Annotated in this window: 21 protein-coding genes; 7 read left to right on the top strand and 14 right to left on the bottom strand. The window is 70.3% G+C overall.

Annotation, left to right across the window (positions count from 1 at the left end; genetic code table 11):
* Window positions 1–218: 218 nt before the first annotated feature.
* The 3 genes from ACWD5Q_RS21280 to ACWD5Q_RS21270 form a co-directional block, all read right to left on the bottom strand.
* Window positions 219–1,781 carry a DUF4192 family protein gene (locus ACWD5Q_RS21280; RefSeq protein ID WP_451428589.1) on the bottom strand — a complete coding sequence of 521 codons (1,563 nt, stop codon included), beginning with the start codon at window positions 1,779–1,781 and terminating at the stop codon, window positions 219–221.
* 209 nt (window positions 1,782–1,990) lie between these two features.
* Window positions 1,991–2,179, bottom strand: a complete 189-nt coding sequence (locus ACWD5Q_RS21275; RefSeq protein ID WP_451428588.1) for a hypothetical protein — start codon at window positions 2,177–2,179, stop codon at window positions 1,991–1,993.
* 287 nt (window positions 2,180–2,466) lie between these two features.
* Window positions 2,467–5,028, bottom strand: coding sequence for a transglycosylase domain-containing protein (locus ACWD5Q_RS21270; protein WP_451428587.1), 2,562 nt, complete (start codon window positions 5,026–5,028; stop codon window positions 2,467–2,469).
* A gap of 445 nt (window positions 5,029–5,473) precedes the next feature.
* Here ACWD5Q_RS21270 and ACWD5Q_RS21265 point away from each other — a divergent pair, with 445 nt between their 5' ends.
* Both ACWD5Q_RS21265 and ACWD5Q_RS21260 read left to right on the top strand, forming a co-directional pair.
* Window positions 5,474–5,953 (top strand): BlaI/MecI/CopY family transcriptional regulator, encoded by a 480-nt coding sequence (locus tag ACWD5Q_RS21265; RefSeq protein ID WP_451428586.1) that lies wholly within the window; start codon window positions 5,474–5,476, stop codon window positions 5,951–5,953.
* Window positions 5,950–7,311, top strand: coding sequence for a hypothetical protein (locus tag ACWD5Q_RS21260; protein ID WP_451428585.1), 1,362 nt, complete (start codon window positions 5,950–5,952; stop codon window positions 7,309–7,311). The genes ACWD5Q_RS21265 and ACWD5Q_RS21260 overlap by 4 nt, the downstream gene beginning before the upstream one ends.
* A 471-nt stretch (window positions 7,312–7,782) precedes the next feature.
* Here ACWD5Q_RS21260 and ACWD5Q_RS21255 read toward each other — a convergent pair whose 3' ends face one another.
* Window positions 7,783–8,061, bottom strand: coding sequence for a hypothetical protein (locus ACWD5Q_RS21255; protein WP_451428584.1), 279 nt, complete (start codon window positions 8,059–8,061; stop codon window positions 7,783–7,785).
* Window positions 8,062–8,160: 99 nt separating this feature from the next.
* On the opposite strand from ACWD5Q_RS21255, the gene ACWD5Q_RS21250 reads away from it, so the two are divergent.
* A complete protein-coding gene (locus ACWD5Q_RS21250; RefSeq protein WP_451428583.1) occupies window positions 8,161–8,838 on the top strand; it encodes a protein-L-isoaspartate O-methyltransferase family protein in 678 nt (225 codons plus the stop codon).
* Window positions 8,839–8,902: 64 nt separating this feature from the next.
* On the opposite strand, the gene ACWD5Q_RS21245 is transcribed toward ACWD5Q_RS21250, so the two are convergent.
* On the bottom strand, window positions 8,903–9,652 hold the full coding sequence (locus tag ACWD5Q_RS21245) for a PP2C family protein-serine/threonine phosphatase (RefSeq protein WP_451428582.1): 750 nt from the start codon (window positions 9,650–9,652) through the stop codon (window positions 8,903–8,905).
* Window positions 9,653–10,394: 742 nt separating this feature from the next.
* Window positions 10,395–12,554 (bottom strand): RecQ family ATP-dependent DNA helicase, encoded by a 2,160-nt coding sequence (locus tag ACWD5Q_RS21240; protein ID WP_451428581.1) that lies wholly within the window; start codon window positions 12,552–12,554, stop codon window positions 10,395–10,397.
* Window positions 12,555–13,102: 548 nt separating this feature from the next.
* On the opposite strand from ACWD5Q_RS21240, the gene ACWD5Q_RS21235 reads away from it, so the two are divergent.
* Window positions 13,103–13,738, top strand: coding sequence for a hypothetical protein (locus ACWD5Q_RS21235; RefSeq protein WP_451428580.1), 636 nt, complete (start codon window positions 13,103–13,105; stop codon window positions 13,736–13,738).
* A gap of 785 nt (window positions 13,739–14,523) precedes the next feature.
* Here ACWD5Q_RS21235 and ACWD5Q_RS21230 read toward each other — a convergent pair.
* The 3 genes from ACWD5Q_RS21230 to ACWD5Q_RS21220 form a co-directional block, all read right to left on the bottom strand.
* Window positions 14,524–15,135 carry a hypothetical protein gene (locus tag ACWD5Q_RS21230; protein WP_451428579.1) on the bottom strand — a complete coding sequence of 204 codons (612 nt, stop codon included), beginning with the start codon at window positions 15,133–15,135 and terminating at the stop codon, window positions 14,524–14,526.
* 69 nt (window positions 15,136–15,204) lie between these two features.
* The gene (locus ACWD5Q_RS21225; protein WP_451428578.1) at window positions 15,205–15,906 is read right to left on the bottom strand and encodes a ribonuclease HII; all 702 of its coding nucleotides are present in this window, start codon (window positions 15,904–15,906) and stop codon (window positions 15,205–15,207) included.
* 139 nt (window positions 15,907–16,045) lie between these two features.
* On the bottom strand, window positions 16,046–16,669 hold the full coding sequence (locus tag ACWD5Q_RS21220) for a TetR/AcrR family transcriptional regulator (RefSeq protein ID WP_451428577.1): 624 nt from the start codon (window positions 16,667–16,669) through the stop codon (window positions 16,046–16,048).
* Window positions 16,670–16,845: 176 nt separating this feature from the next.
* On the opposite strand from ACWD5Q_RS21220, the gene ACWD5Q_RS21215 reads away from it, so the two are divergent.
* Window positions 16,846–18,393, top strand: a complete 1,548-nt coding sequence (locus tag ACWD5Q_RS21215; protein WP_451428576.1) for an MFS transporter — start codon at window positions 16,846–16,848, stop codon at window positions 18,391–18,393.
* Window positions 18,394–18,554: 161 nt separating this feature from the next.
* Here ACWD5Q_RS21215 and ACWD5Q_RS21210 read toward each other — a convergent pair whose 3' ends face one another.
* From ACWD5Q_RS21210 to ACWD5Q_RS21200, 3 genes are all read right to left on the bottom strand, one after another.
* Window positions 18,555–19,460, bottom strand: a complete 906-nt coding sequence (locus ACWD5Q_RS21210; protein WP_451428575.1) for an ADP-ribosylglycohydrolase family protein — start codon at window positions 19,458–19,460, stop codon at window positions 18,555–18,557.
* 31 nt (window positions 19,461–19,491) lie between these two features.
* Complete coding sequence (locus tag ACWD5Q_RS21205; protein WP_451428574.1) at window positions 19,492–20,151, bottom strand: histidine phosphatase family protein; 660 nt, start codon at window positions 20,149–20,151, stop codon at window positions 19,492–19,494.
* 158 nt (window positions 20,152–20,309) lie between these two features.
* Window positions 20,310–20,915 (bottom strand): YdbC family protein, encoded by a 606-nt coding sequence (locus tag ACWD5Q_RS21200; protein WP_451428573.1) that lies wholly within the window; start codon window positions 20,913–20,915, stop codon window positions 20,310–20,312.
* 142 nt (window positions 20,916–21,057) lie between these two features.
* Between ACWD5Q_RS21200 and ACWD5Q_RS21195 the strand changes: the two genes are divergently transcribed.
* Complete coding sequence (locus ACWD5Q_RS21195; protein ID WP_451428572.1) at window positions 21,058–21,600, top strand: TerD family protein; 543 nt, start codon at window positions 21,058–21,060, stop codon at window positions 21,598–21,600.
* Between the two features lie 114 nt (window positions 21,601–21,714).
* Here ACWD5Q_RS21195 and ACWD5Q_RS21190 read toward each other — a convergent pair whose 3' ends face one another.
* Window positions 21,715–24,603 carry a vitamin B12-dependent ribonucleotide reductase gene (locus ACWD5Q_RS21190; RefSeq protein ID WP_451428571.1) on the bottom strand — a complete coding sequence of 963 codons (2,889 nt, stop codon included), beginning with the start codon at window positions 24,601–24,603 and terminating at the stop codon, window positions 21,715–21,717.
* Window positions 24,604–24,750: 147 nt separating this feature from the next.
* Window positions 24,751–25,314, bottom strand: coding sequence for a transcriptional regulator NrdR (gene nrdR, locus ACWD5Q_RS21185; protein WP_451428570.1), 564 nt, complete (start codon window positions 25,312–25,314; stop codon window positions 24,751–24,753).
* Between the two features lie 557 nt (window positions 25,315–25,871).
* Here nrdR and lexA point away from each other — a divergent pair.
* The gene (gene lexA / locus ACWD5Q_RS21180) at window positions 25,872–26,651 is read left to right on the top strand and encodes a transcriptional repressor LexA (RefSeq protein WP_451428569.1); all 780 of its coding nucleotides are present in this window, start codon (window positions 25,872–25,874) and stop codon (window positions 26,649–26,651) included.
* Window positions 26,652–26,662 lie beyond the last annotated feature (11 nt).

Raw genomic sequence — 26,662 nt, 5'->3', positions numbered from 1 at the left:
TCTCCCGAGGTCACACCCCTCATTGCAGTCCGTCGGCCGCCTCCTCCACCATCGCGAGGCCAAGGCGCCGGACACGGGGCTCCGCAGGGTCGTGAGCGGTGGTCGGTGGTGCGCCCCGGGCACGGGCTCCGCCACTCAGGTGAACGGCACGGGCCTGCCCGGGGGCATGCCCGTGGGACGGGAAGCCCGCCGAAGGGAGGTGCCGTGGACGGCAGGACTCACTCATGTGGCCCCTCCTCCGCACGCCGGCCAGAGCCGCGATGAGCCCCGAACCGGCTGTCCGCGCCTTCGGCCGCCTGAAGCGGCCCGTCGCGATGGGGCCCGTCACCGGCAGGAGCGGCGCCAGGGCGCCGCCGGCGAGCATCCGACGCCCTGGGGGAACGACAGGCCGCCCTGCCGCCGCTCGCCGGTCGCCTCCTGCGCTGCCTGCGGACAGGGACATGCTGCGGCGCGGAGGGTTCCTCGCCTTCGCATCGCTCCTGGGCCATGTCCAGGGACGGATCGGACGCGTCCTGTGCAGTCGTGGCGGTGCGGTCCGGCGTCGCCGCGGCAGCCTCGTCCGGTCCGGCTCGACCCGCTCGCTCCGCCCGCAGGCACCGACGGACGGTCTCCGGATCCAAGCCCTCGTTGCACGCCTGATGCAGAAGGCGGGCGAAGAGGTAGTCCGGGTCCGCGCCCAGGGCCATGGCCAAGGCTTCGCGGGCCTCCAGTTCATCGCCGGTGGACCAGGCGACCCATCCGGCGAGCGTCAGCGGCGCCGCGGCGTGCTCACCGTACGGACCGACGCAGCGGCGGGCCAGGGCTCGCCACAGCCGTAGTGCCACGGCGGCCTCGGGACCCTCCATCCACTCCGCGGCCCGGTCGCGTGTCGTGCGGTCCTGCAGACCGAGGATCAGGGCCGCGGCCTCGGCGTGGGCAAGAAGTACGTCGTCGCGCAGGTCCGCCGCCGTACCCGGCGCGGGCGGCGCCTCCCCGAGCCGGGCCATCACCCGCGCCGCCAGTGCGAGCGTCTCCGCCGCCACGTCCTCGCGGGTGTCGCCGTCGAGGATGCGTGGGACGAGCGCACGACTCGCACTGTCCAGCTCGGCCTCCTGCCCGCAGGCGTCCTCCGTCTCGCACGGGCTCAGCCTCGCCCTGAAATCCTTGAGGCTGCCGCGTACTTGAAGGCCGGCGTAGGTCGCCGCGGCGGCCAGGACCGAGGTGCCCTGCAGGCCCATCGGCTGCCCTTCGGGCGGACAGCAGCCCGGGCTCGGGCAGCAGTACGACCAGAAGCGTCCGTCGGAGATGCACAGGGCCTCCACCACCGGGACGTCGAGACTTCCGCAGGCCGTGCGCAGCGACTGGGCGAGCGGCCGGAGGCGTTCCATCACGTCGCGTCCCCTTTCGCGGCCCGAGGGGTCCTGGACGAGGTAGGCGACCATGCTCTCGGGCCGGGCACCCCTGCGCTCACTGCCCGCCACCAGTCCGCGGGCCAGTTGCTGGGCCACGGACGACCAGTCGTCGGGGTGGGCGGGGATACCGAGCCGTGCGCGTCCGCCGAACCTCCCCTTTCTGTCCCGGTCGTGCAGCGCGACCAGCACGATGCTGTCCTCGGGGCGGTACCCCAGCAGGTAGGGCAGGGCGTCGGCCAGCTCGGCCGGGGTGCGCAGGGTGACCTGGGGCTCGCCGCACGATCCCGAGGGCCCATGCCCCCTGGAATCCGTGGTCTCGCCGCTGCGGTGGGAGGGTCCGCCCATGTCACCGATGCCGGAGCAGCCGGCCGCTTCGTCGTGGTTCGTCATGCCGCGACCATCTCGCGGGTCTCAAAATTCCGCTTGAGGCTGTGGATAACCGCGGCCATGGACACGCCAGAGGTTGTCCACAGGTCAGGGGGCCCGCTCGCACGATGTCCGGCCGATCGGGTTGCATGGACGCCATGACCGACGAACCCCCGCGCTCCACGACGCACGAAGCCACCCCAGCGGCGGCGGACGATCCGCAGTCGCCGACATCACCGGCCGACGCTCTTCCGGCCGCCGTACGGGGTCATGTCCACCACCGCCCCCGTGGCGGCCCGGCGCCTCGGGCTCACCCCCGTGCTGTGGACCCGCTGGGGCGAGGACCGGACGGCACGGGCCACGCCCGAGTCGGTCCACCAGACGGTGACCCTGACCTCAGCCGCGGCACGATCCCGCTGCACGACTCCGACTGCACCTCGGCCCCCGGCGCCTGGCGTTCGGCCCCGGGCGCACTCCCCCGCATCCTCGACACCTGCGCGGAGCGGGGCTACGAGGTCGGCCCGCTGCGCGACCACGGACGGCAGCTGCCGGACACGAGCCGTCGGGAACGCCCTGCGGCGAACGATCGTCTGCGTTCACGTAGACCGTCGACTCCGGTGGAGTCGTTCATGCCTGTCCGCTCACCGACGTCACATCGTCCCCGGAGAAGGGCTTCGGCCTCCTGCCTGGATGCCGAGAGCGTCGTGGATCAGCGCGCCGTCCCTCCACGGATGCCGGCCGGGGCCGGCGGGCTGGTCGTGGGTGCGGGTGAGGTGCCGCCGCCGGTGGTGCCGCCGAGCAGCCCGCCGTTGCCCGCACCTCCGTTCGTGCCGCCGCTCGTGGTGCCGGCGGTGTCGGTCGGGCTCGGGCTGACGCAGCGCTTCTTCCGCCCGTGACACGGTCCGGCGGTGGGGCTCGGCGTGACCGGCGCGGTCGGAGTGGCCGTGGGCGTGGGCGTGCTCTGGGTAGCGGTGGCGGAAGGGGCGGGTGAGGGTGCGCCGAATTCGTTGGTGCTCTGCCCCAGCGAGGGTGCGCGTGGGAACTGCCGTGCGGGTTGTCCCTGGAGGGCGGCGGTCATGTAGCCGGTCCACACCTCGGTGGGCATGTCCGCGCCGAAGACCTTGGAGTAGCCGCCGACGCCCTGCATCGACTGGAGGCCGACGTCCTTCGGGTTCTCCTTGAACATGCTGACAGCCGTGGTCAGTTGAGGGGTGTAACCGATGAACCAGGCGGACTTGTAGTCGTCGGTCGTACCGGTCTTGCCGGCCGCCGGGCGGCCCAGCGCCTGGGCATTGGTGCCGGTTCCGCTCTTCACGACACCTTGCAGGACGTCGGTGACCGTGTCGGCGGTCGAGGAGGGCATCGCGGTGGTGCCCTTGGGCGCCTCGAAGCCGGGCAGCTGCTGACCGTCGGCGACGACCTTGGTCACCGAGTACGGCTCGTGCTGGACGCCTTCGTCGTCGAAGGTGGCATACGTGTCGGCCATGCGGATCGCCGAGGGGGTGGAGGTGCCGATATAGAAGCCGGGGGTGTCGTACTGAAGGCTCTTGCGCAGCAGACCCGCCTCGAGGGCTTCACCCTCCACATTGTCATAGCCGACGTACTCGCCCAGCTGGACGTAGGGGGTGTTGACCGACTGCTCCATGGCCTTGCGCAGGGTGATGTAACCCCACTTCGTGGGCACGTCGTTGCGCTGATGGAGGAGCCCCGAGGGGTCGCTCGGGTCCGGCAGTTCCTGACCCTGCTGGTTCTTGATGGTGATGCCGTCGTCGCCGTTGAACTTGGAGTCGGGGGTGACCGGTGAGGCCGGCTGACCGGGGGAGAGGACAGCGCCGTGGTCGAGGGCGGCGGCCAGGTCGATGGGCTTGAAGGTGGAGCCGACCGGCACACCGGTGGCGTCGGCGTTGTCCGTCCAGTGGCCCTTGTCCCAGCCCGCGCCGCCGTACAGGGCCACGACCGCGCCGGTGGACGGATCGATGGACGCCGCGCCGACCTGGACGTCCTTGTCGGCCGAGCGGCGTTGCGGGTCGAGGTGCTTCTGCTCCATCGCCGCCACGGACGCCGACAGCGCGTTCACCTTCTTCTTGTCGAAGGTGGTGTAGATCTGGTAGCCGCCGTGGCCCAACTGCTGGTCCGTGAGGGACGTGTGGGCTTCGACGTACTTCTCCGCGGTCTGCACCAGGTAGCCGGTCTGCCCGGACATCCCCGCCGACGGTGTGTAGGGCTTGGGCGTGGGGAAACCGGCGGCGAGGTACTGCTGTTCCTGCGCGGCGGTGATCTTGTTGATCTTGGCCATGCGGTCCAGCACGTACTTCCAGCGCGCCTCGGCCTGGGCCTTGGCCTGCGGGTCGGTGTCGGCGTGCATCAGCAGGCTCGGCTCGTTGACCGTGGCGGCGATGAAGGCGCCCTGGCTGACGGTCAGCTGGGAGGCGTGCTCGCGGTAGTAGGTGCGCGCCGCGGCCTCGATGCCGTACGCGTCACGGCCGTAGTAACAGCTGTTGAGATAACCCTGGAGGATCTGCTGCTTGGACATCTGGTCGCCGATCTTCAGGGAGATCATGATCTCCCTGAGCTTGCGGGTGACCGACTGGTCCTGGCTGAGGTAGGTGTTCTTCACAAACTGCTGGGTGATGGTGGACCCGGACTGCACCTCACCGCCCGTCGCCATGTGGTAGACGGCGCGGAGCATGCCCTGCGTGTCGACGCCGGGGTCGGTGTAGAAGGTGGCGTTCTCCGCGGCGAGGAAGTCCCACTGCACCGGCTTCGGGACCTGGGAGAGGTCGACGTTCTGCCGGTTGGTCGACCCCTGCGTGGTCATGACCGAGCCGTCCGACCAGTAGTAGGTGTTGCTCTGCGCTTGCGTGCCGGGATTCGCGCTGGGGATCGTCGTCGTGGCGTAGGCGTACCCGAACAGGCCCGCCAGACCACCCAGGAACAGCAGAAACGCGCCGGACACCAGCTTCCACGACGGCAGCCACCGCCGAAGGCCGTGCTTACCCGCCCGCGGGTAGTCGATGAGACCGCGCCGCCGGCCGGAGCGTCCGGCCTGCGCCCGTCGCGTGTCCGCCCGACCGGAACGCCCGGCCTGCGCCCGTCGGGTGTCCGCCCGGCCGGAGCGTCCGGCGTCCGCACGTCGCCTGTCGGCCGCGCGGCTGCCCCGCCCGCCCCCGAACCGGGCAGCCCTGCGCGCCGCTGCCCGGCCGCCCTGCGGCATGCCGTCCGAGCCGGACGGTCCCGTCTTCCCCGACGACCGACGCCGGTGTTCACTCATATTCGCCACTCCTCAGCCAGGCACACGCCACCGCCATCGCTGCGAAGCCGCCCCGCCGTGATACCCCATGGGGGGCCCGGCTCGGGGCGGACTGACGCTCCCGGCAACTCCTACAAGTTGTAAGAGTAAGTCGGGCCCGCCACGCGCCGGCAACCGCCCCCGCCCTACATCTCGCGGCGGAGGATCACGCGGGACGCGAGTGCGGCGGCCCGCCGGACACTGACCGCACCGAACCTGAGCCCGATGCCGCCGACCTGGTCGAGGTGGTCGCCTTCAGGCTCTCGGACTGCACCGCCTGTGGCGGTAGCGACCGGCGCCGAGCCCGTGACGGTACTACCGGGGAGCGGCGCAGCGGGTTGCGTGATGCACGGGAGGGCATGGCACACTCTGCGGCACGCTGGCGGCTGCACGGCCTGTAGACAATGAGGGGAAGGAAAACCAACTCGTGAACTCCGGTCCGCTGTCCGCAGGTGGCGGCCGGGCACCCTGCGGGGCCGCGGTGCTTGCCCTGCGCCGGGCGCTGAGCACCGGCGCGCTGCTGCGCGGCCCGGGCGACGACCTCGCGTACAGCATGGTGGCGACCGTGCCGTCCCAGATGCTCGACACGGGAGTGCTGACCCGGACCAAGCAGGGCCGCTCGTACGCGTACGCACCGGCGGAGGGCGCCCCGGGCACGACCGCTCGCCGGATGCACCAGGCGCAGGAGCCGGGCCCCAACCGTGAGGCCGTGCTCGCCCGGTTCGTCGGCAACCTGCCCGCCACGGACGAGGAGTTGCTGCGGCAGCTGCTGGGCAATGTGCCAAAGGAGCGGCGACGTGGCGGCGACCGTGATGCCCACCAGCGACGAGGGCCACAAGTTCGCGCGCAAGATCGTCACGGCAGTCCTCGCCGCGAGCTGAAGCAACACCCCGGAGAGAGACTTTGACGACCAACCATCATGAATGGGCTTTGCGTCTCGCGGGCCCGATGCGGAGAACTCCCCCGCGGAAGCTGATGGTCGTCGACCGGCCGACACCGCGCCCAGCGGTGTGGATGGCCGGGGCCGGTATCGCACTGTTCGCTCTCGTCGGCGCGAGCGCACCCAACCACAACACGCTCAGGGCACCGATCACCTGGCTCCGGCTGCCTGCCATGCCCGGCACCGTCTCCCAGACGGCCACGATCGCGGCCATCGTGCTGTCGTGCTGCGGCACGCTGGGCATGCTCAAGGCCCATGAGCAGGGCTGGAGACCCGATCCCCGGCTCCTGTTCCGGCTCGGCGCGCTGACCGCGCTCGCCGTCGCCAACCTCACCCCGGTCGGCTCCTCCGACACGGCCAGCTACGCCGCGTACGGCCGCATCGCCGCGCTCGGCGGTGACCCGTACGTGACGACTCCCGCCCGGCTGGGCGGCGCGTACGCCCACCTGGTGAGCGAGGCGTGGCGGAAAACACCTTCCGTGTACGGGCCGGTGGCGACGTGGTGGCAGGGCGCTGCGGCATTCATCGGCCAGGAGCGGCCGTGGCTGACCGTATGGGTGCTGATGCTCGCGAACGCCGCCGTCTTCGTGGGTACCGGGTACCTGTTGCTGCGTACCGCCGACGATCCGGTCCGCGCGGGCTTGCTGTGGAGCGCCAACCCGCTGCTGATCGGCGTGCTGGTCGCGGGCGGGCATCTGGACACCCTCGTCGCGGGCCTGGCCGTCTGCGCGCTCCACCTCGCCCGCAGGACGACCCGGTGGCACCACGACCTGATCGTGGGAGGGCTGGTCGGCCTTGCCTGCGGTGTGAAGATCAGTGCCTGCCTGTTCGGTGTCGGGCTGACCTGGCCGCTGCTGCGTTCAGGCACCTGGCGACCGGTCGCCAGGCAGACATGCGCGGCCGCGCTCACCCTGGCCGCGCTCTACGGAGCCTACGGCGCGCACGCACTGGTCCCGCTCTCCGCGGCCTCCCAACTGGTCTCCGTACCCTCCTTGTGGGCGGTCTTCGATCAGTTCGGCACCGCGGCCCTGGGCCCTCGCGCAACTGCGGCGATCGTCAGCGTGCTGTGGCCGGTGGTGATGCTCGCGCTGGCGTGGGCGCTCCGCCGCCGCGCCGCTCCGGACGCCCCCGCTGTCGGCGCCCTGCCGTTCGCGCTTGCCTTCGCCTGGGTCCTCGCGGCACCGTGGTCGATGCCGTGGTACACGGCTCTCGCCTGGGCCCTGGCGGCCCTGTTCGACCAGGGCCGCCCGACTCAGTACCTCACCGTGGCCACCGCCGTCCTGGCCCTGTCCCACAACAGCGGCGGCCACGGCTGGACATGGTGAGAAAGACCGTGCCAGGCCGGTCGCCGAGGTGCTCGGCCATACGGACTCACCACCTGTAGGTACGGGCTCGGGAGAGCCCCGTTCCGGCTCCTCTCCTTTCCCTGCCGGTTCCTGCCGGGCCGCACTGTGAGCAGAAGGACGTGCGTCATGAGCTGCACATGGAGATGAGCTATGAGCACCCTCGAACTGCACGTCAGTGTCGACGCCGTGGACGCCCCCGAGCTGACGGGTTCCTTCTCGCTCGAGCCGATCGGCCAGAACCACACCCGGGTCCAGGCACGCCTGGAGTACGACCCCGACACCGTCCAGGACACCTTTCGGCGGGCCCAAGGGGTTCGCCCGGACGAACGCGCGGTCGAACGGCTCGTCCGCGGCGACCTGGAGCACTTCAAGGAGTACGTGGAACAAAGGCAGCGGCAGGAAGACGGTGAGCGCGGCGACGTCAGGCAGGCAGCTGGCCGTTCGCCGCGGTCAGGTTCCGATCACGGCATCGCAGTCGGGGCAGACCACGGATGCGTATTCCGCCGGGTACCACGGTGCTCCGGGGTGCTCCGAGGGCTTCCAGCTTGCGGCCTCCATGGCGAAGGTGTCCTTGCCGCACAGGGTCCTCGGTCCGGTGGTGGTGCGCGTCCCTGGGGCGGCGGGCGCCGCGTGCACCCTGCGCACGCGCCGTTCCGCACCACTCGGCGGTCCTTTGGCGGAGCGCGTTCTCATAGGCTTGTCGAGTTCGTAGACGACGATCTCGCTCATGTCTCCACCGTAGGCTGTCACGAGGTTGAATCGTCCATGCCCAGGCGCAAAGAGCTGTGATCGGCCCTCAAGGCGTGCGCGGCCGCCTAGCCTGGTGGCGTGGTGAACCAGCCCGTGAACTCCGTCCCCGGGGAGCCGGACGATCTCGTCCGGGCCCTCACAGCCGCCGGGGTCAGGGACGAACGGCTGCTCGAGGCCGTGCGGACGACGCCCCGGGCGGGATTCGTCCCGGCCGGTCAGGAGGCTTCCGCCTACCGGGACGTACCCGTTGCGATCGGGCAGGGACAGGTCACCACGCAGCCCTCGCTGTCCGCCATGATGATCGAGGGCCTTGGTCTGGGTGGGTCCGAACACGTCCTCGAGGTCGGTACGGGTCTGGGCTTCCAGACCGCTCTGCTCGCCCGGCTGGCCGCGGACGTGGTCAGCATCGAGATACGGCCGGACATCGCCCGGCAGGCACGCGTGAACCTCGCACGTGAGGGCGTGCGGAACGTGGAACTGCGTGTCGGCGACGGCAGCGGAGGCGTGCCGGACCGGGCGCCGTACGACGCCGTCCTCGTATCGGCTGCGTTCCCGGAGGTGCCCGTGCCGCTGGTCACGCAGCTGGGGCAGCACGGCCGCCTGGTGCAGCCGATCGGGCCGGGCGGGCACGAGCAGGTGGTGTGCTTCGAGCGCACCGCACCGGGGCTGCAGCCGCTGCGGGTTCTGACTCCGGCCTGCTTCGTCCGGCTGCAGGGACGCTACGGCTTCCCGCCGGACGAGGCGCAGTTGCGCTGAGCATTGCCTGGTCTTGAGGCGTTCCTTGGCCTTCGGCCTTCCTGCACCGCCCCCTGTGTGTCCGCTATGTGTCCGCGACGCGTACGACCGCCAGCGTGATGTTGTCGGGTCCGCCCGCCGCGATGGCGGCCTTCCACAGCTCGAAGGCCGCCCGGCCGTTGTCCTGCTCCCGCATCACCTCGTCGAGCACATCCGTCGGCAGAGGATCGGTCAGGCCGTCGGTGCAGATGAGGTAGCGGTCACCGGGAGACAGGGACTCGGCTGTCACATGGGGATGAATGGTGCGGTACGAGCGGCTGCCGCCCAGGCACTGGGTGACGAGGGACGTGGTGCGCCGCCCGGGTTCAGGTGGGGGGCTGTCGTCGACGCTCACCTGGCGCAGCCCGCCGTGGGAAGCCGCGAAGACCCGGCTGTCGCCCACGTTGAACGCCAGCAGCGAGCCGGGCTGCACGACGGCGCCGGCGACCGTCGTGCCCATGGTGGCGAGCCCTCTTCCCTCGTCGCGGCCGACGGCCTCGTACACGGCACGGTTGCAGGCGTTCAAGGCATCACGGACGGCGTCCTCGCTGCTCAGGGTCGGACCGATGGACGCGATCCGGTGAACGACCAAAGCGCTGGCCACGTCGCCGCCGGGATGCCCGCCAAGCCCGTCGGCGACGGCGACGACGAGAGGCGTCACCAGGGGGAAGAACAGGGTCTGCGGACTCTCCGTCACGGTGGCGCACAGGGTCCAGGGCCCGATCACGAGGCTGTCCTCGTTGCGTTCGCGACGCAGCCCGGGATGGCTCAGCGCACTCACAGCCGCATAGCGCATGGATCGCCACCGCCTTCCCGCGCCGGCCGTCGGAGGGACCGGGCATCGACTCCTGCCACGGCCCGCGCAACCTAGCGGTCAGCCAGCCCGCTACACCTGCAACACCCTCCTGACCAGCGAGAACGGCGAACTGCATTGGGAGGGCAGGCGTCCGGACCGCTTCGTGAAAGTCACCATCCGTAGGTGCGGATCTCATACGTCATAGTTCTTTGAACGTCCGCTGCCGGGCTCCGGCCGCTGCCGCTGGTCACTCCTCAAGGGTAGGCGGTTCCCGAAGACCCCCACTTCTGCCTTCCTGTCCGGGGCGTAGCCCTGCCGCCACGGATGGTGAAAGAGGCCTTGGCGAGCTGGTCGTCTCCCCTGCATGGGGGCAACCACAGCAGTTCAACGATCCGCGATGCACCTGACACGGTGCGTCATCGGGAACAAGCCAAGGAAGTCATTGAGCTGCGAAGCCGATGAACCGCTCCTTCGTTCGCAGGTCCGCTCCCCCGCCCCTGACGGCCTCCCGACATCAGTACGCTGCCGGAGGCAAACAACAGGCCGGTCGGCTGGACGCCGCAGAAGGGGTACTGCTCGTCGCCGTCGACGACGTCGGCGGCCCGCGGCAACAAAGATGGGGCCGACGAAGGTGCTGTCGTCCCCTCGCACGGCCGACGCCCTCCCGGGCCGCCGAGACTCTCGACGAATGCCGGAGCCCGACAGCAGAAGGGCGACAAGCGGCCACCCCGGCGAGGGAGGCTCAGCCTGCCGCCGCCAGGACCAGTGGCAGAACCTGTTCGCTGCCGGCCTTGCGAAGAAGACGGGCGGCAACGGCAAGGGTCCAGCCGGAGTCGGTGTAGTCGTCCACGAGCAGGACGGGGCCACGGGAGTGCGTCAGAGCCTCGGCCAGTTCCTCGGAGACGGTGAAGGCACCGGACAGCGTGCTGAGGCGTTGGGCGGAGTTGCTGCGGCGTGCCGCGCGCTCGCCGCTGGGCCCGGTGTACGTCAGGGTGCCCAGAAACGGGAGACGGCCGATGGCCGCGATTCCCTGGGCGAGGGATCCGACCAGTTGCGGGCGGGCCAGGGACGGCACAGCCACGACTCCCACCGGCCGGGCAGCGGCGTCCGGGGCATTCGTCGCCCAGCCGCCCGGGGAGCGCGCCCAATCGGCGAGGACCGCCACCGCGGCCCGCAGGACGTCGTCGGGGACCGGCCCGTCGGGCGCGTTCTCGGCCAGCAGCGGGCGCAGCCGGTTGCCCCAGCCGATGTCCGAGAGCCGCCCCAGCGCACGACCGTTGGAGCACTGCTCCTTGGCAGGGATACGGCCCTTGAGATCGATCCCCAGTGCGGCCATGCCCGTCGGCCACATCCGACGTGGCTCCACCTCCACCCCCGGGCGGTCAAGCTCCTTCGCCGCCCCCGTCAACGCCTCCACCGAAACCGAGGAATCCACCCAGGCGCCCGCACAGTTGTCACACCGGCCACACGCGGTCGCTCCCTCGTCGTCCAACTGCCGGCGCAGGAACTCCATCCGGCACTGAGACGTGCTCACGTAATCGCGCATCGCCTGCTGCTCAGCCGCACGCTGCCGCGCCACCCAGGCGTACCGCTGCGTGTCGTACACCCAGGGCTGACCCGTGCCCTCCCATCCGCCCTTCACACGCCGTACAGCCCCGTCCACGTCGAGGACCTTCAGCATGGTCTCCAGCCGGGAGCGCCGAAGATCCACCGCCGCCTCCAGGGCCGGCACGGACAGCGGCCGTCCCGCGCCGGCGAGGGCCGAGAGGGTCTGGCGGACCTGCGCTTCGGGCGGGAAGGCGGTATCGGCGAAGTAGCGCCAGATGGCCTCGTCCTCCTTGCCCGGCAGGAGCAGCACATCGGCGTGCTCCACACCGCGACCTGCACGCCCCACCTGCTGGTAGTAGGCGATCGGCGAGGACGGCGAGCCGAGATGGACCACGAACCCCAGGTCCGGCTTGTCGAAGCCCATCCCCAGCGCCGAGGTGGCGACCAGCGCCTTGACCCGGTTCTCCAGCAGGTCGGCCTCGGCCTGCAGCCGGTCGGCGTTCTCCGTGCGCCCCGTGTAGGAGGCCACCCGGAAGCCGCGCTGCCGCAGGAAGGCGGTGGCCTCCTCGGCCGCAGCCACCGTCAGCGTGTAGATGATCCCCGAGCCCGGCAGCTCGTCCAGATGCTCGGCGAGCCAGGCCAGGCGGTGCGCGGCGTCCGGCAACTGGACCACGCCCAGCCGCAGGCTCTCGCGCTCAAGCGGGCCCCGCAGCACCAGGGCCTCGCCAGCGCCAGTCCCCAACTGCTCGGCCACATCCGCAGTGACCCGCGCGTTGGCAGTCGCGGTGGTGGCCAGCACCGGCACACCGGGGGCAAGCTCGGCAAGCATCGCCCGCAGCCGTCGGTAGTCCGGCCGGAAGTCGTGGCCCCAGTCGGAGATGCAGTGCGCCTCGTCGACCACCAGCAGACCGGTCGTGGCCGCGAGCTTGGGCAGCATCTGTTCGCGAAAATCAACAGAATTAAGACGTTCCGGACTCACGAGGAGAACGTCGGTCTCACCGCGCTCGACCTCCGCGTGGATGGTGTCCCATTCCTCCGGGTTGGCCGAGTTGATGGTGCGCGCCCGGATGCCGGCCCGCGCCGCCGACTCGACCTGGTTGCGCATCAATGCCAGCAGCGGCGAGACGATCACCGTCGGGCCCGAGCCACGCCGACGCAGCAGAGCGGTGGCAACGAAGTACACCGCCGACTTGCCCCAGCCGGTGCGCTGCACCACCAGTGCACGCCGGTGCTCCTCCACCAGAGCTGCCACCGCCTGCCACTGGTCTTCCCGCAGCCGCGCCGACCCGCCGGGGTCGCCGACGAGCTCAGCAAGGATGGCGTCGGCTTCAGTGCGGAGCTCCAGGTTGTTCATGCCCCCATGCAACCCGATGGCAAGGACAATCAGCCACTTCACCCAGCGTGACGACCAACTCGCGAACGGTTCACCGGCCACGCACTGATCGAGGATGGCGAGGGTCGAACGCCCGGTCACGACCACCCTCGTTCGACACGTTTACGCAGGTCAGGGCTTTAGCTGCGCCTGGAACCACTCCCTCGGGGCGCACATCGCGGAGACAGGGCGGCTGCCCCTGCCGGGCTCCCTCGCGTACGTAGGCGATGTCCCGCGGCTGCCGCGCAGCAACAGCACACAGCGGCTGAAGGCGCTCGACGGGGCGCTGACCGTGCTGCCGGCCCTGGCTGCGGCCCTCACTGGGCCGACCTCTGGCAGGGATATAGGCCACGCATCAACACAAACCGGCCGGTGGCCCCGATTGCTCATTGCCGCATTCCAGTTCGACAGGAAGAATTAGGGGCCCGTTCCCCGCACGGCTCGTCCGTGATCCAACAGGGCTCTGCTGCGGTGTGCGCCCCCGAGTCCGACCCCGCCCGCAGTGTGGGCGCGTAGCCGAAGGGAGGATCGTGACCTTCGGATTCGCTCCGTCCTCGGCGGCATCCATGTCGGCCTCCGCCGAACCGTTCGCCGCTTCCGCCAATCCCCTGGCACGGCTGCTCGAGCCCGCAGAGTGGGCAGCCGCCGGGATACCCCTGCTGCGCAACCCCCGGGAAGTCGTCGGCGAACTGCACTCCCTCCACCGGCCACGACTCTCCACGGCCGTCGTGGCCGTCCTTGACCCGGACGAACGACTGCGGGCGAGCGCCTCGTTCACCCGGCGTCCTGCGCCGGCGGACGGCTGGGTGTTCCGCAACGCGCTGCTCGTCCATCTGCGCCGGGTCATCCCGCACGACCTGCGCCGCCGTACGCCCGTGCGGACGGCCGTGCTGCTCTACTGCCGTGAGGGCGACGGACGTTGGACGGAGGAGGATGGGGCGTGGATGTGGGGCCTGCGCGACGCGTGCACCTTGCACGGGCTGCGCTGCGGTGCGTACATCACGCTGACGCGTGAGGGCTGGCAGGTCCTCGGCGAGGGGCGCGGGGGACGCCGCCCCCACGCGGAGTCACCGACGGAGACGTTCGGCCTGACCGGCGGGACGCCCCCGCTGCCGCGCACCGGAGGCGTCGCTTCCGAGGTGCTGCGCCGGGCCGCCGCTCGCTGAGGCGCCCCGAGGGACACGGCGCCTCGGCGAGCGCCAGGACCCGTGTCCCGGTGCCGTAACGACCGCGGCGACCGCGGAAAGCGCCTCGCCTCGCCTCGCAGAAGGACGACAGGACACCTGCGGACCTACGGCGCACGGCACGCCGTCAGCCGCACAGCAAACTGCGGGCGCACGGCAGACCGCAGCGGAGCCCAGGCGCACGGCAGAAGACCGCAGGCATCGGGCGACGCAGGCAAGGACCGCCGCGGGCACAGGGCAGCCCCGACGCGGCAGCCCCGAACACAGGCGCCGACGCACCGGAGATCACCGCCTTGCCCTACCACGGAGGCGAAAGCCGCCGGACCGGAAGCAGTTCGACGGAAGCCGTCGAAACGGAGGCCGTCGCCCACCCCCGGCCCTGAGCCCGCGCCTCGCCCCCACACGGCACCCGGACACCGCTTCACAGCGCACCGTGCGGATGGCACACCGCGGTGCGGACAGCGCCCCGCGCGTACAGAACGCCACGCGGACAAGCGGCATACCCCGCATGGGTACGCAATTCGCCGCGCACTCCAGCGCCTACACGCCCTCGGCGTACCGGCCGCGACCCTTGCACGCCATCGTCTCGGCCCTGCGCATGGGCGGCCGCGTCCCGGTTCCACGCATGCCGAAGCGACCGCCGTACGGGTGGCGCCGACGCGCCACCGCACCGGTCCGTCCCCGCAGTCCGGGGGCAGCCCGGCCCGCTTCGGGCCGTCGGTGCGGGACGCGCGGCGTACGAGCGGAGCGGACCGGGTCCGGACCGCTCAGACGCCCGCGCCCAGCACCGAGTTGATCTGTTGCGGATCGCCGCAGACGATCAGCAGGGCACCGGCCCGGCCGAGCGCCAGCGGAAGCGTGTCGGCGACAGCGGCGTCGGAGCCGCCGTTGACGGCGGCCACGACCACCGGGCGCGCGGCGGCACGGGACGCGACGGAGCCGTCGGCGTAGAAGACGTCGTCACGGGCGTCGTGCTGTGCCCAGTACGAGGCTTCGCCGAACGACCTTTCGTGCGCGGCCCATGGATGCGGCTCGCCGGTGGTGATCACCAGCACGTCTTCGGGGGCACGACCGGTGTCGAGCAGCAGGTCGACGGCCTCATCGGCCGCGTCCAGCGCCCCCTCGGCCGAGGCCGGGATCAGCTGGATCTGCGGGGTGGCGGCAGGAGTGGACGGCCCGGGCTTGGCCGCGGCAGGCTCGCGCGTGGTGCGCTGGGCCGGCATCGGCCGGACGGGCCCTGGACGGCCGGGACGCGCGGGGGCCGCGGGGCGGGGGCCGGGTACGGGACGGGGGGTCGGCGCGGTACGGCCGGCGGCCGGCGTGGCGCGGGGACCCTGGGCACTCTCGTGAATCTGAGGCTCCTCGGGAATGAGAGGCATGAGCTGATATTTATCAAACGCCGGTGCTACTCGCGTCGGCGGGTGGCACATGAGTGCGATCGGAACGGGTCAGAAGTCGAAGCCGAGCTGGCCTTCGATCTCCGGCACGTGTCCGTCCGCCCGGCTGCGGACCTTCTTGAGATGCTGCCACTGGGGCAGCGCATCAAGATACGCCCACGACAAGCGGTGGTACGGGGTGGGGCCCCGCTCCTCCAGCGCGGCCTTGTGCACCGGCGAGGGATACCCGGCGTTGGCCGCAAAACCGAAGTCTGCATGGTCGATACCCAGTTCGGCCATCATTTTGTCGCGGTGAACCTTGGCGATCACCGATGCCGCGGCGACCGCGACGCAGGACCGGTCACCCTTGATCACCGTACGCACCCTCCAGGGCGCCCCCAAGTAGTCGTGCTTCCCGTCGAGGATGACCGCGTCGGGCCGGACGGGGAGCGCCTCCAGGGCGCGTACCGCCGCGAGCCGGAGCGCGGCCGTCATCCCGAGCCGGTCGATCTCCTCGGGGGAGGCATGGCCGAGGGCGAAGGCCGTCACCCACCGCTCCAACTCCCGGGCAAGCTCGGTACGCCGCTTGACGGTGAGCAGCTTGGAGTCGGTGAGACCCAGGGGCGGTCGGCGCAGGCCCGTGACCGCGGCGCAGACGGTGACGGGACCGGCCCAGGCGCCGCGCCCCACCTCGTCGACACCGGCGATGACCTTCGCTCCGGTCGTTGCGCGAAGGGAGCGCTCGACGGTGTGAGTAGGTGGTTCGTACGGCATGGCGCCCTTAGCGTACGCCGCCGGGATCACCGCGCGACACCCAGGTTTCCCCAGGCGGCGGCACGCCCGCCGGTCATCGTCCACGACGACCCTCACAGGTCGGCCGCAGCGCCGCCCGGACGCGCCTGCCCAACGCGGTTCAGCTCCGCTGCGGCCGCAGCAGCGGGATCATCAGCTGATCGATCATCTCCTCGATGTCCCGCTCCCTCCATTCGCTTCCGCACATCTTGGAGCGGTACATCATCATGGCCGGGATGGCGTCGAAGACATACCCGTTCGCGGCGTCGGCGCGCACCTCTCCCCGCTCGATTCCTCGATTGATGACCTCGTGCAGCTGCTTGATGATCGGCTCCACGACCCCCTCGAAGATCACTCCATGAAAGCGCTCGGCCTGCAGCGTGTCGCACTCGTGAATCACGGAGCGAAGTGCGAACCCGGGACGGGAGTGCAGCGCCGCACGCGCCTGCCCGCACAGCACCAGCAGATCCTCGCGCACGCTCCCGAGGTCGGGCGCCACGTCGAAACGCGGCAGTCCGGCCTGGAGGGCGTCGGCGACGAGGTCTTCCTTGGACGGCCAGCGGCGGTAGACCGCGGCCTTTCCGGTCTGGGCGCCGGCAGCGACACCCTCCATGGTGAGGCCGTTCCAGCCGACCGTACTGAGCTGCTCCAGAGCGGCATCGAGGATCGCACGCTCGAGTACGGCACCGCGTCGACGACGGGAGACCGACTGGGCGGAGTCTTCCGTCCAGGGCGAAGTACCCATCTGTGATTCTCCGTCGGGCAAGGGGAAGTGGGGGGTTCTGGGAAAGGGGCGGGGGCGGGGGACGCATCGCACGGCAGTGAACTCAATGAACGGTTGCGTTCACTGAGGGGGACTCACTACCGTTTGGCGTGACAGTGAACGCGAGCGTTCACTACCGCACTTGTGGGGGACCCATAGTGACAACCTCTCCATTGATTCAGGAAACCAAGCCGAAAACCGCCCGCCGGGAGGGGCGTCCCGGCATCGCACTGACCGTCATCGCGGCCTGCCAACTCATGGTGGTCCTCGACGCGACGATTGTGAACATCGCCCTCCCGCACATTCAAGACGCTCTGAAGTTCAGCACGACCGATCTGACATGGGTGGTCAGCGCGTACACGCTCACCTTCGGTGGCCTGCTGCTTCTCGGCGGCCGGGCCGGCGACATCCTCGGTCGGCGCCGAGTGTTCATGACGGGCATCCTGCTGTTCACCTTCGCCTCGCTGCTCGGCGGACTCGCCCAGGAACCCTGGCAGTTGCTGGCCGCGCGCGCCCTGCAGGGCATGGGTGGCGCGATAGCGTCGCCGACCTCGCTGGCGCTCATCACCACCACCTTCCCCGAAGGCCCGGAGCGGAACCGGGCGTTCGGAGTCTTCGCCGCGGTCTCGGCCGGCGGCGGCGCGATCGGTCTGCTGGCCGGCGGCATGCTCACGGAGTGGCTCGACTGGCGCTGGGTCCTCTTCGTCAACGTGCCCATCGGCGTTCTGATCGCCGTACTCGCGCCCCTGTACATCAACGAGTCCGAGCGCCACCCGGGACGCTTCGACATCGCGGGCGCACTCACCTCGACGGCGGGCATGGCGTCCCTGGTGTACGGCTTCATCCGGGCCTCCGAGGCCGGCTGGCGGGACTCCTTCACGATCGGCTCGTTCGGGTCGGCCGTGGTCCTGCTGCTGGCGTTCGCCCTCATCGAGGCGCGGGCGAAGGAGCCGATCACACCGCTGAGGATGTTCGCCGCCCGCAACCGCTCGGGCACGTACGTGATCATGCTGAGCCTGGCCGCGGCGATGTTCGGCATGTTCTTCTACATCGTCCTGTTCGTGCAGAACGTGCTCGGCTACTCGCCGATCTCGGCCGGCGTGGCCTTCCTCCCGGTGACCGTGGCGATCGTGATCGGCGCGGGTCTGTCGCAGCGGTTCCTGCCGGTGCTCGGCCCCAAGCCGTTCATGCTGACCGGGGCGGCACTGGTCGCGACCGGGCTCGGCTGGCTGACGTTCATCAGCCCCGACAGCTCGTACGCCTCCAGTGTGCTCGGCCCGATGCTGCTGTTCGGCCTGGGCATGGGTCTGAACTTCGTGACGCTGACGCTCACCGCGGTCTCGGGGGTCGCCCCGCACGAGGCGGGCGCGGCCTCCGCTCTGCTCAACGCCACGCAGCAGGTGGGCGGTTCCCTCGGCCTGTCCATCCTGACCACGATCTTCGGCACGGCCAGCCGGAACGAGGCGGAGAAGCAGATGCCGAGGTTCCTCGCGAACGGCACGGCCGAACAGAAGGCGGAATTCGCGAAGACGCACCAGCTGCCCGCTCCCTGGGGGCACGAGGTACTCGCCCACGGGATCGGGGCGGCGTTCCTCCCGGCCGCCGGGATGGCACTGCTGGCGCTGGTCACGGCCGCCGTGGTGATCCGTGTGCGCAAGAGCGACCTGGAGGCCCTCTCCGGCGCGGCGGGTCCCGCCGCGGGCTGAGGGTTCCCGTCCGCTCCCGCCTCCCGCCCCCGGCGGGGGCGGGGCGGACGGGTTCCGGTCGGTGGCACCACGGCGAGGGCGCCGGTCCGGTCGCCCGCGGCACGGCGTCCCGTCACGTCGCGGGCGCCCCGGCGGGCCGTGAGAGGGGAGAGTCCGCCCGCCTACGCGGACACCGGGGCCCAGTCCGGCAGCGGCTCCACCCGGTGCAGCCACTCCCCGGGCAGCGTGCCGGCCTTCCCGGAGACGACCACCGAGCCGACGATGGCGCAGGTCGTGTCCATGTCGCCGCCTGCCTGAGCGGTGGTCCAGAAGCCCTGCTGGTAGTCACCGAGGGCGCGCGCGGCGGACCAGAGCGCAAAGGGCACCGTGTCGTGCGCCGTCGTGCGCCGCCCGCAGCCCAGGACGGCCGCGACGGTCGCCGCGTCGCCGTAGTCGAGCATGTCCCGGGCGCGTCGCAGGCCCATGCCGACGGCGCTCTTCGGCACGAGTGCGACGACCGCGTCAAGAAGCGCCCCGGCGCGCGGCGGCCCCGCCGGATCGGCGGCCAGGGCGGCGGCCGCGGCGACGGCCATCGCTCCGACCACGGCCTCGCGGTGCTGATGCGTCGGATAGGCGGAGATCTCCGCCTGGTGCGTGGCCTGCTCGGGATCGTCCGCGTACCAGGCGCCGATGGGGGCGGCCCGCACCGCCGCACCACTGCCCCACGAGCCGTGGCCCCGGAACATCGAGGCGGCCAGCTCCCGCCAGTCGCCGCCGGCGGCGATCCGCTCCAGCAGCCGGTCGATCGCCGGTTCGTGCCGCCGGGCGGCGCTGTGGTGCTCCGCGAGGGACCCCGCCAGCGCGTCCTGGTCCACGCGGCGGTGCGCGGTCAGCACGGCGACCACGGAACAGGCCATCTCCGTGTCGTCCGTCCAGGGCCAGGGTCCGGGCGGCAGCTCGCGGCGCTGGAGCAGGGGGTAGTTCGCCGGAAGAAAGAACTGTGCGCCCAGCGCGTCTCCCACCGCCAGTCCGCGCAGGGCTGCCCAGGCGCGTTCCAGACGTCCTTCGGGAGAGGAGTCAGCAGTCATCTCTCTGCCACTCTATCCCCGTGATCCAGTTCTATCCCGTGATCCAGTACGGGTCCGGATCGCGCCAGCGGTCGAACGGCCGGTCGAGCCTGTATCTGCCGTCGTCGCCGAGGACGAGCATGCGCGTCTCGCCGTTCCCGGGGTTGGAGAGCGACTCGAATTCGGCGACCGTCCAGTGGAACCAGCGCATGCAGAACAGCCGCATCGCCAGGCCGTGCGTCACCAGGAGCACGTTCGGCGGGTGGTCGGGGGCCTCGAAGCTCCGGAACAGGCTCTCCAGGAAGCCGCCGACCCGGTCGTAGACGTCGGCGCCGGACTCTCCCTGGGCGAAGCGGTAGAAAAAGTGCCCGTACGCGTCCCGGTACGTCTTCTGCAGCCGTACGTCATCGCGGTCCTGCCAGTTTCCCCAGTCCTGCTCGCGCAGCCGGGGCTCCTCGCGGACGCGGACGAGATCGGGGTCCAGATGGAAGGCGCGGAGGGTCTCGTGGGTGCGGCGGTACGGGGAGACGTACACGCTGACCTGCTCCGTGCCGAAGAGCTCCCGCAGCCGCTTGCCCGTCTCCTCCGCCTGCCACCATCCCCTCTCGGTGAGCGGCAGCGCGTGGTCGGGCTCGCGTTCATACACGGAGTCATCGGCATTGCCCACCGACTCGCCGTGCCGGACAAGGACGATGTGCCGTGGTCGTGCCATGCCAAAACCCTAGATCGGGTGACAGTCGAACGGACACCCGAAGGACCTCCATACGGCACAGGTCACACCGGGGGTTCCGCCCCACGTTCGGTCCGGTATTCAAACTCGGCAGGGTCTGCGGTGGGCCAGGCGGCCGAGCGATCACGCGCGGCGCGCCCTCACACCGTCCAGGTCGGCTCCAGTTCCACGATGTCGCCGGTGAGCGCCGCGATGTCCGCCTCCGTCTGAGCCCTCAGCGCCAGACGTTCCACGCGCTCCTGACGGTACTTGCCGTGCTCCGCCGCCGACTGCCACATGGACAGGATGAGGAACTCATGGCCGGGCGCCTCACCGAACATTCCGCGGATCATGCCCGGCGAGCCCGCCATGGCCGGGTTCCAGACCTTCTCCTGCATCAGGGCGAAGTGCTCGGCCCGCTCCTCGTGGACCCGGCAATGGGCCACACGCACCAGATCGGCGTCCGAGAAGCGGGGCTCGAAGCCGGTCTTCACATCGAAGCGGTGGTCGAAGAGCCGGACCTGCTGGTCCTTGAACGTGCCCGACTGCGACGCCGCCAGCCGGTCGTGGGAGCGCGCCATGAACGAGTCGTAGAAGGCGCGACTCTCCCAGAACGCGAAGACATGCGCCACACCGGGCCTGACCCGGCTGAAGCCTCCGCCCTGTCCCCGGAAGCCCGGCTCTCCCGGGAGCCCCGCCCACTTCCGCTGCCCCCGTTCGAAACCGCGGCGGTCGACCACGGTGCAGCGAGTCCACTTGACCAGCACCGCGCCATCGTAAGGCCCCGCCGCGTGGCGACGGTCACGCTCTGGCGGAGTACACCCCACCGAGCGCCCGGCACAGAGGGCACAATAGACAACTGGGCCTTGACGCACCGGCGTTCGCGCGAGGCCATGTCGACGGGGAGGGATGAGAGAGATGAGCGGTCTCAACAAGGGCATCGACAAGGTCGAGCTGGCACTGAAGTGGGATCCCAGTCCGAGCGGTCAGTCACCCACCGATCTCGACCTTGTTGCCGCGACCTATTTGGCGAACGATCCCTATGGGGATCCCGCCTATGTGGTGCACTTCGACAGCCGCTCCCCCGACGGCACGATCTATCTCAACCGCGACAGCCAGGACGGCAAGGGCTTCGGCTGGGACGAGGTCATGACGGTCGAGCTCTACCGGCTCGACAGCCGGTACGCGCGTGTGGTGGCCGGCGTCATCATCCAGCAGCGCACCGGCCGCAAGACGTTCGTCGACGTCCTGAATCCGGCGCTGCGGGTGCGCGAGGGGTACACCGTACTCGCCGAGGACAATTTCGGCGGCGTCCTGGGGTCGACGGCGTCGACGGTGGCCGAGTTCGTCCGCGACGGATCGGGCGAGTGGATGTTCCGCCCGGGGCTGCACGGATACGACACGGATCCGGATGGCTTCACCCGCGTCATGGGCGGTTCCCGCGACTCCTGAGCCGCCCCGGCCCCTCCCCGGGCGCCTCACTGCGCCCTGGCGCTCCCCCGGAAGGAAGCCCCGACACCGAAGGGCGGCACGACCATCGGCCGTGCCGCCCTTGAGGGGTTCAGGTCAGCTGCAGCCGCTCGTCGAGCCGCAGCCCTCGCAGATGTAGCAGGAACCCGCCCGCTGCATCTTCGTGCCGCAGGAGAAGCACAGCGGGGCGTCCGCCTGGATGCCGAGCTGCATCTCCACCAGCTCGGCGCTGGTGTGCGCCTGCTTCGGGGCCGGCTCGACCGTCGCGGCCTCCGCCTTCGGGGTGGCGATCGCCTTCAGCTCCTGGGCGCGCGGGGCCGACTGGGCCAGGCCCTCGACGTCGACCTCGTCGTCGGCGGGCTCGTAGGAGCCGGTCTCCAGGTGGCGCTGGCGCTCCTCGGCGGAGTGGATGCCGAGCGCGGAGCGCGTCTCGAAGGGCAGGAAGTCCAGCGCGAGGCGGCGGAAGATGTAGTCGACGATCGACTGCGCCATCCGCACGTCCGGGTCGTCCGTCATACCGGCCGGCTCGAACCGCATGTTCGTGAACTTCGAGACGTACGTCTCCAGCGGCACGCCGTACTGCAGGCCCACCGAGACGGCGATGGAGAAGGCGTCCATCATGCCCGCGAGGGTCGAGCCCTGCTTGGACATCTTCAGGAAGACCTCGCCGAGACCGTCGTCCGGGTAGGAGTTGGCGGTCATGTAGCCCTCGGCGCCGCCGACGGTGAAGGAGGTGGTGATGCCGGGACGCCCCTTCGGGAGACGCTTGCGGACCGGGCGGTACTCGACGACCTTCTCGACCCTGGGCGCGACGGCGGTGGGCGCCTCGGCCTTCTCCTGCGCGGGCTCCTTCTTCTTGGCGGAGAGCGGCTGGCCGACCTTGCAGTTGTCGCGGTAGATCGCGAGCGCCTTGATGCCCAGCTTCCAGGCCTCGAAGTAGATCTCCTCGACCTCCTCGACGGTCGCCGTCTCCGGCATGTTGACCGTCTTGGAGATGGCGCCGGAGATCCACGGCTGGATCGCGGCCATCATGCGGACGTGGCCCATCGGGGAGATGGCGCGCTCGCCCATGGCGCAGTCGAAGACCTCGTAGTGCTCGTGCTTGAGGCCCGGCGCGTCGATCACATTGCCGTGCTCGGCGATGTGGGCGACGATCGCCTCGATCTGCTCCTCCTGGTAGCCGAGACGGCGCAGCGCCTGCGGCACGGTGCCGTTGACGATCTGCATCGAGCCGCCGCCGACCAGCTTCTTGAACTTGACCAGCGCCAGGTCCGGCTCGACACCGGTGGTGTCGCAGGACATCGCGAGACCGATGGTGCCGGTCGGCGCGAGGACGGAGGCCTGCGAGTTGCGGAAGCCGTTCTTCTCGCCGAGGCGGAGCACGTCCTGCCAGGCCTCCGTGGCGGCGGCCCACACCGGGGTGTCCAGATCGTCCATGCGGACGGCCGTGGCGTTGGCGTCGGCGTGCTGCCGCATGACGCGCAGGTGCGGCTGCTCGTTGCGGGCGTAGCCGTCGTACGGGCCGACGACCGCGGCCAGCTCGGCGGAGCGCTTGTAGGCCGTGCCGGTCATCAGGGAGGTGATGGCGCCGGCGAGGGCGCGGCCGCCGTCGGAGTCGTACGCGTGACCGGTCGCCATGAGGAGGGCGCCGAGGTTGGCGTAGCCGATGCCGAGCTGACGGAAGGCGCGGGTGTTCTCGCCGATCTTCTGGGTCGGGAAGTCCGCGAAGCAGATCGAGATGTCCATCGCGGTGATGACCAGCTCGACGACCTTGGCGAAGCGCTCGACGTCGAAGGACTGGTTGCCCTTGCCGTCGTCCTTCAGGAACTTCATCAGGTTCAGCGAGGCGAGGTTGCAGGACGTGTTGTCCAGGTGCATGTACTCGCTGCACGGGTTCGAGCCGTTGATACGGCCGGACTCCGGGCACGTGTGCCAGTGGTTGATCGTGTCGTCGTACTGGATGCCGGGGTCGGCGCAGGCCCAGGCGGCCTCGGCCATCTTGCGGAAGAGGGCCTTGGCGTCGACCTCCTCGATGACCTCACCGGTCATGCGGGCGCGCAGGCCGAACTTCCCGTCGCTCTCGACGGCCGTCATGAAGGTGTCGTTGACGCGGACCGAGTTGTTGGCGTTCTGGTACTGGACGGAGGTGATGTCCTCGCCGCCGAGGTCCATGTCGAAGCCCGCGTCGCGCAGAGCGCGGATCTTCTCCTCTTCCTTGACCTTGGTCTCGATGAAGTCCTCGACGTCCGGGTGGTCGACATCCAGGATGACCATCTTGGCGGCGCGCCGGGTGGCACCGCCGGACTTGATCGTTCCTGCGGAGGCGTCGGCGCCGCGCATGAAGGAGACCGGGCCGGAGGCGTTGCCACCGGAGGAGAGCAGTTCCTTGGAGGAACGGATCCGGGACAGGTTCAGGCCGGCGCCGGAGCCGCCCTTGAAGATCATGCCCTCTTCCTTGTACCAGTCGAGGATCGACTCCATGGAGTCGTCGACGGACAGGATGAAGCAGGCGGAGACCTGCTGGGGCTGCGGGGTGCCGACGTTGAACCAGACGGGGCTGTTGAAGCTGAAGATCTGGTGCAGGAGGGCGTACGCCAGTTCGTGCTCGAAGATCTCCGCGTCGGCGGGCGAGGCGAAGTACTTGTAGTCCTCTCCGGCCTTCCGGTACGTCTTCACGATGCGGTCGATCAGCTGCTTGAGGCTGGTCTCGCGCTGCGGGGTGCCGACGGCACCGCGGAAGTACTTGCTGGTGACGATGTTGACCGCGTTCACCGACCAGAACTCGGGGAACTCGACGCCACGCTGCTCGAAGTTGACCGAGCCGTCGCGCCAGTTGGTCATGACGACGTCACGACGCGCCCACTCGACCTCGTCGTACGGGTGCACGCCCGGGGTGGTGTGAATGCGCTCGATACGCAGTCCCTTGGTGGCCCTGGTGCCCTTTGCTCGGGCCCCTCGTGCCGGACCGCTCGCCGTCTCTGTCATGCCGCCTCCCTGTATCGGGCAAAACGCCCTGAAGTGCCCTATTCTTCCCAGGCACGGTGTGGTGTCTGCTTGTCACGCGCGTCGTACGCGGGCGCGCGTGACGGGTCTGTGTGCGCCGCCGACGGGGCCGGCCCCCCGGCCCTCCCGTCAGTCGGCGGCGATGGCGGGCACGGGGACGTCGGCCGTCCCTCCGGACCCGCGGTCGGTTCCTCGGCGCTCCGCGACAGGGTTCTCGTGATCGTCGTCGTCCACGGCGGGGCGCCCCCGCTGCTGCTCTCTGAGTTCCGTGATGGCGGCATCGAAGTCCTCCAGCGAGTCGAATGCCCGGTAGACGCTCGCGAACCGCAGGTAGGCGACGAGGTCGAGCTCCTGCAAGGGGCCGAGTATGGCCAGGCCCACGTCGTGGGTGGTCAGCTCGGCGCTCCCGGTGGCCCGCACCGCCTCCTCGACCCGCTGGCCGAGCTGGGCCAGGGCGTCCTCGGTGACAGGCCGCCCCTGGCATGCCTTGCGCACACCGTTGATGACCTTGGTGCGACTGAAGGGCTCGGTGACTCCGGACCGCTTCACCACCATGAGCGAGCACGTCTCCACGGTCGTGAAACGACGGGAGCAGTCGGGGCACTGGCGGCGCCTGCGGATGGACGTGCCGTCATCGGTCGTACGGCTGTCGACGACGCGGCTGTCGGGGTGCCTGCAGAAGGGACAGTACATGGCTCCAACCCTCCTTTTGAGCACGACTCATTGACCTCACGGGCCTCACAGGCCCCTCGAAGCAGCCCTAAGCATAGGCGATCACCCGAGGCGGGAAGACCGGGGGGACCACAACTTCTGGGCCGCTGTCGCAATCCAACCACTACATGTAGCGATTGGCCGCACAATTGGGCGGCGACACGCCCGCCAGAGGCGGAATGGCACATGCCAGGAGGCCGCACCGGATCGGGCCACGCGCGGATACGGTGGACGCCTCATGGAGAAGGGGGACCAGTACACGGCGGACGGGGTACCGGATGGCAGACTGGGCACCTGCCGCGGTCGCCCACAAGGCCTTCACCACGGCGGTGAAGAGTACAGCAATGAGCGCTTTTGCCCTCCCCCCGCTTCCGGCTCCGCGCGAGCGGGGAGACCCCCAGGGAAGTGGCATGGGCCATACACCCCGAGACTCGATCACGTAAGGTAATTCGCCGTTTTTCACTCGAACGTGTGTTTGGCGCAACCTTTCGAAAGCAACTACCGTTGTGCTGCACGGGAGACCATCGAGAGGGGCCGACGTGACCACCACCGCAGACAGTGCCACCATCACTGGCCAGGACCGCGCCCAGGGCCGACTCGAGCCGGTGCACGCCATGACCGAAGCCACGAACCAAGAGGGACCCAAGAGGTCCCTGCCCGGCCGACCTCCAGGCATCCGGGCGGACAGCTCCGGACTGACCGACCGGCAGCGCCGGGTGATCGAGGTCATCCGGGACTCCGTGCAGCGGCGCGGCTACCCACCGTCGATGCGCGAGATCGGCCAGGCCGTGGGCCTCTCCAGCACCTCCTCGGTGGCGCATCAGCTGATGGCTCTGGAGCGCAAGGGCTTCCTGCGCCGCGACCCGCACCGCCCGCGCGCGTACGAGGTGCGTGGCTCGGACCAGTCGTCCTCCGTACAGCCCACCGACACCGCGGGCAAGCCCGCCGCGTCCTACGTCCCGCTCGTCGGCCGCATCGCCGCCGGTGGCCCCATCCTGGCCGAGGAGTCGGTCGAGGACGTCTTCCCGCTCCCTCGGCAGCTCGTGGGCGACGGTGAACTGTTCGTCCTGAAGGTCGTCGGCGACTCCATGATCGAGGCCGCGATCTGCGACGGCGACTGGGTCACGGTCCGCCGCCAGCCCGTCGCCGAGAACGGCGACATCGTCGCCGCGATGCTCGACGGCGAGGCCACGGTCAAGCGCTTCAAGCGCGAGGACGGCCATGTCTGGCTCCTCCCCCACAACTCCGCCTACCAGCCGATCCCGGGCGACGAGGCGACGATCCTCGGCAAGGTGGTGGCGGTGCTGCGGCGCGTGTGACACCGTCGCGG

The organism is Streptomyces sp. NPDC002513 (genome assembly GCF_053595355.1).
This window is presented reverse-complemented; position numbering and strand designations above follow the sequence as displayed.

What these genes read in the sequence shown, in the direction of transcription:
- ACWD5Q_RS21280 (WP_451428589.1), bottom strand. Translation starts at nt 1,781, where the DNA reads ATGACGAACCACGACGAAGCGGCCGGCTGCTCCGGCATCGGTGACATG.
- ACWD5Q_RS21270 (WP_451428587.1), bottom strand. Translation starts at nt 5,028, where the DNA reads ATGAGTGAACACCGGCGTCGGTCGTCGGGGAAGACGGGACCGTCCGGC.
- ACWD5Q_RS21255 (WP_451428584.1), bottom strand. Translation starts at nt 8,061, where the DNA reads ATGAGCGAGATCGTCGTCTACGAACTCGACAAGCCTATGAGAACGCGC.
- ACWD5Q_RS21245 (WP_451428582.1), bottom strand. Translation starts at nt 9,652, where the DNA reads ATGCGCTATGCGGCTGTGAGTGCGCTGAGCCATCCCGGGCTGCGTCGC.
- ACWD5Q_RS21240 (WP_451428581.1), bottom strand. Translation starts at nt 12,554, where the DNA reads ATGAACAACCTGGAGCTCCGCACTGAAGCCGACGCCATCCTTGCTGAG.
- ACWD5Q_RS21230 (WP_451428579.1), bottom strand. Translation starts at nt 15,135, where the DNA reads ATGCCTCTCATTCCCGAGGAGCCTCAGATTCACGAGAGTGCCCAGGGT.
- ACWD5Q_RS21225 (WP_451428578.1), bottom strand. Translation starts at nt 15,906, where the DNA reads ATGCCGTACGAACCACCTACTCACACCGTCGAGCGCTCCCTTCGCGCA.
- ACWD5Q_RS21220 (WP_451428577.1), bottom strand. Translation starts at nt 16,669, where the DNA reads ATGGGTACTTCGCCCTGGACGGAAGACTCCGCCCAGTCGGTCTCCCGT.
- ACWD5Q_RS21210 (WP_451428575.1), bottom strand. Translation starts at nt 19,460, where the DNA reads ATGACTGCTGACTCCTCTCCCGAAGGACGTCTGGAACGCGCCTGGGCA.
- ACWD5Q_RS21205 (WP_451428574.1), bottom strand. Translation starts at nt 20,151, where the DNA reads ATGGCACGACCACGGCACATCGTCCTTGTCCGGCACGGCGAGTCGGTG.
- ACWD5Q_RS21195 (WP_451428572.1), top strand. Translation starts at nt 21,058, where the DNA reads ATGAGAGAGATGAGCGGTCTCAACAAGGGCATCGACAAGGTCGAGCTG.
- ACWD5Q_RS21190 (WP_451428571.1), bottom strand. Translation starts at nt 24,603, where the DNA reads ATGACAGAGACGGCGAGCGGTCCGGCACGAGGGGCCCGAGCAAAGGGC.
- nrdR (WP_451428570.1), bottom strand. Translation starts at nt 25,314, where the DNA reads ATGTACTGTCCCTTCTGCAGGCACCCCGACAGCCGCGTCGTCGACAGC.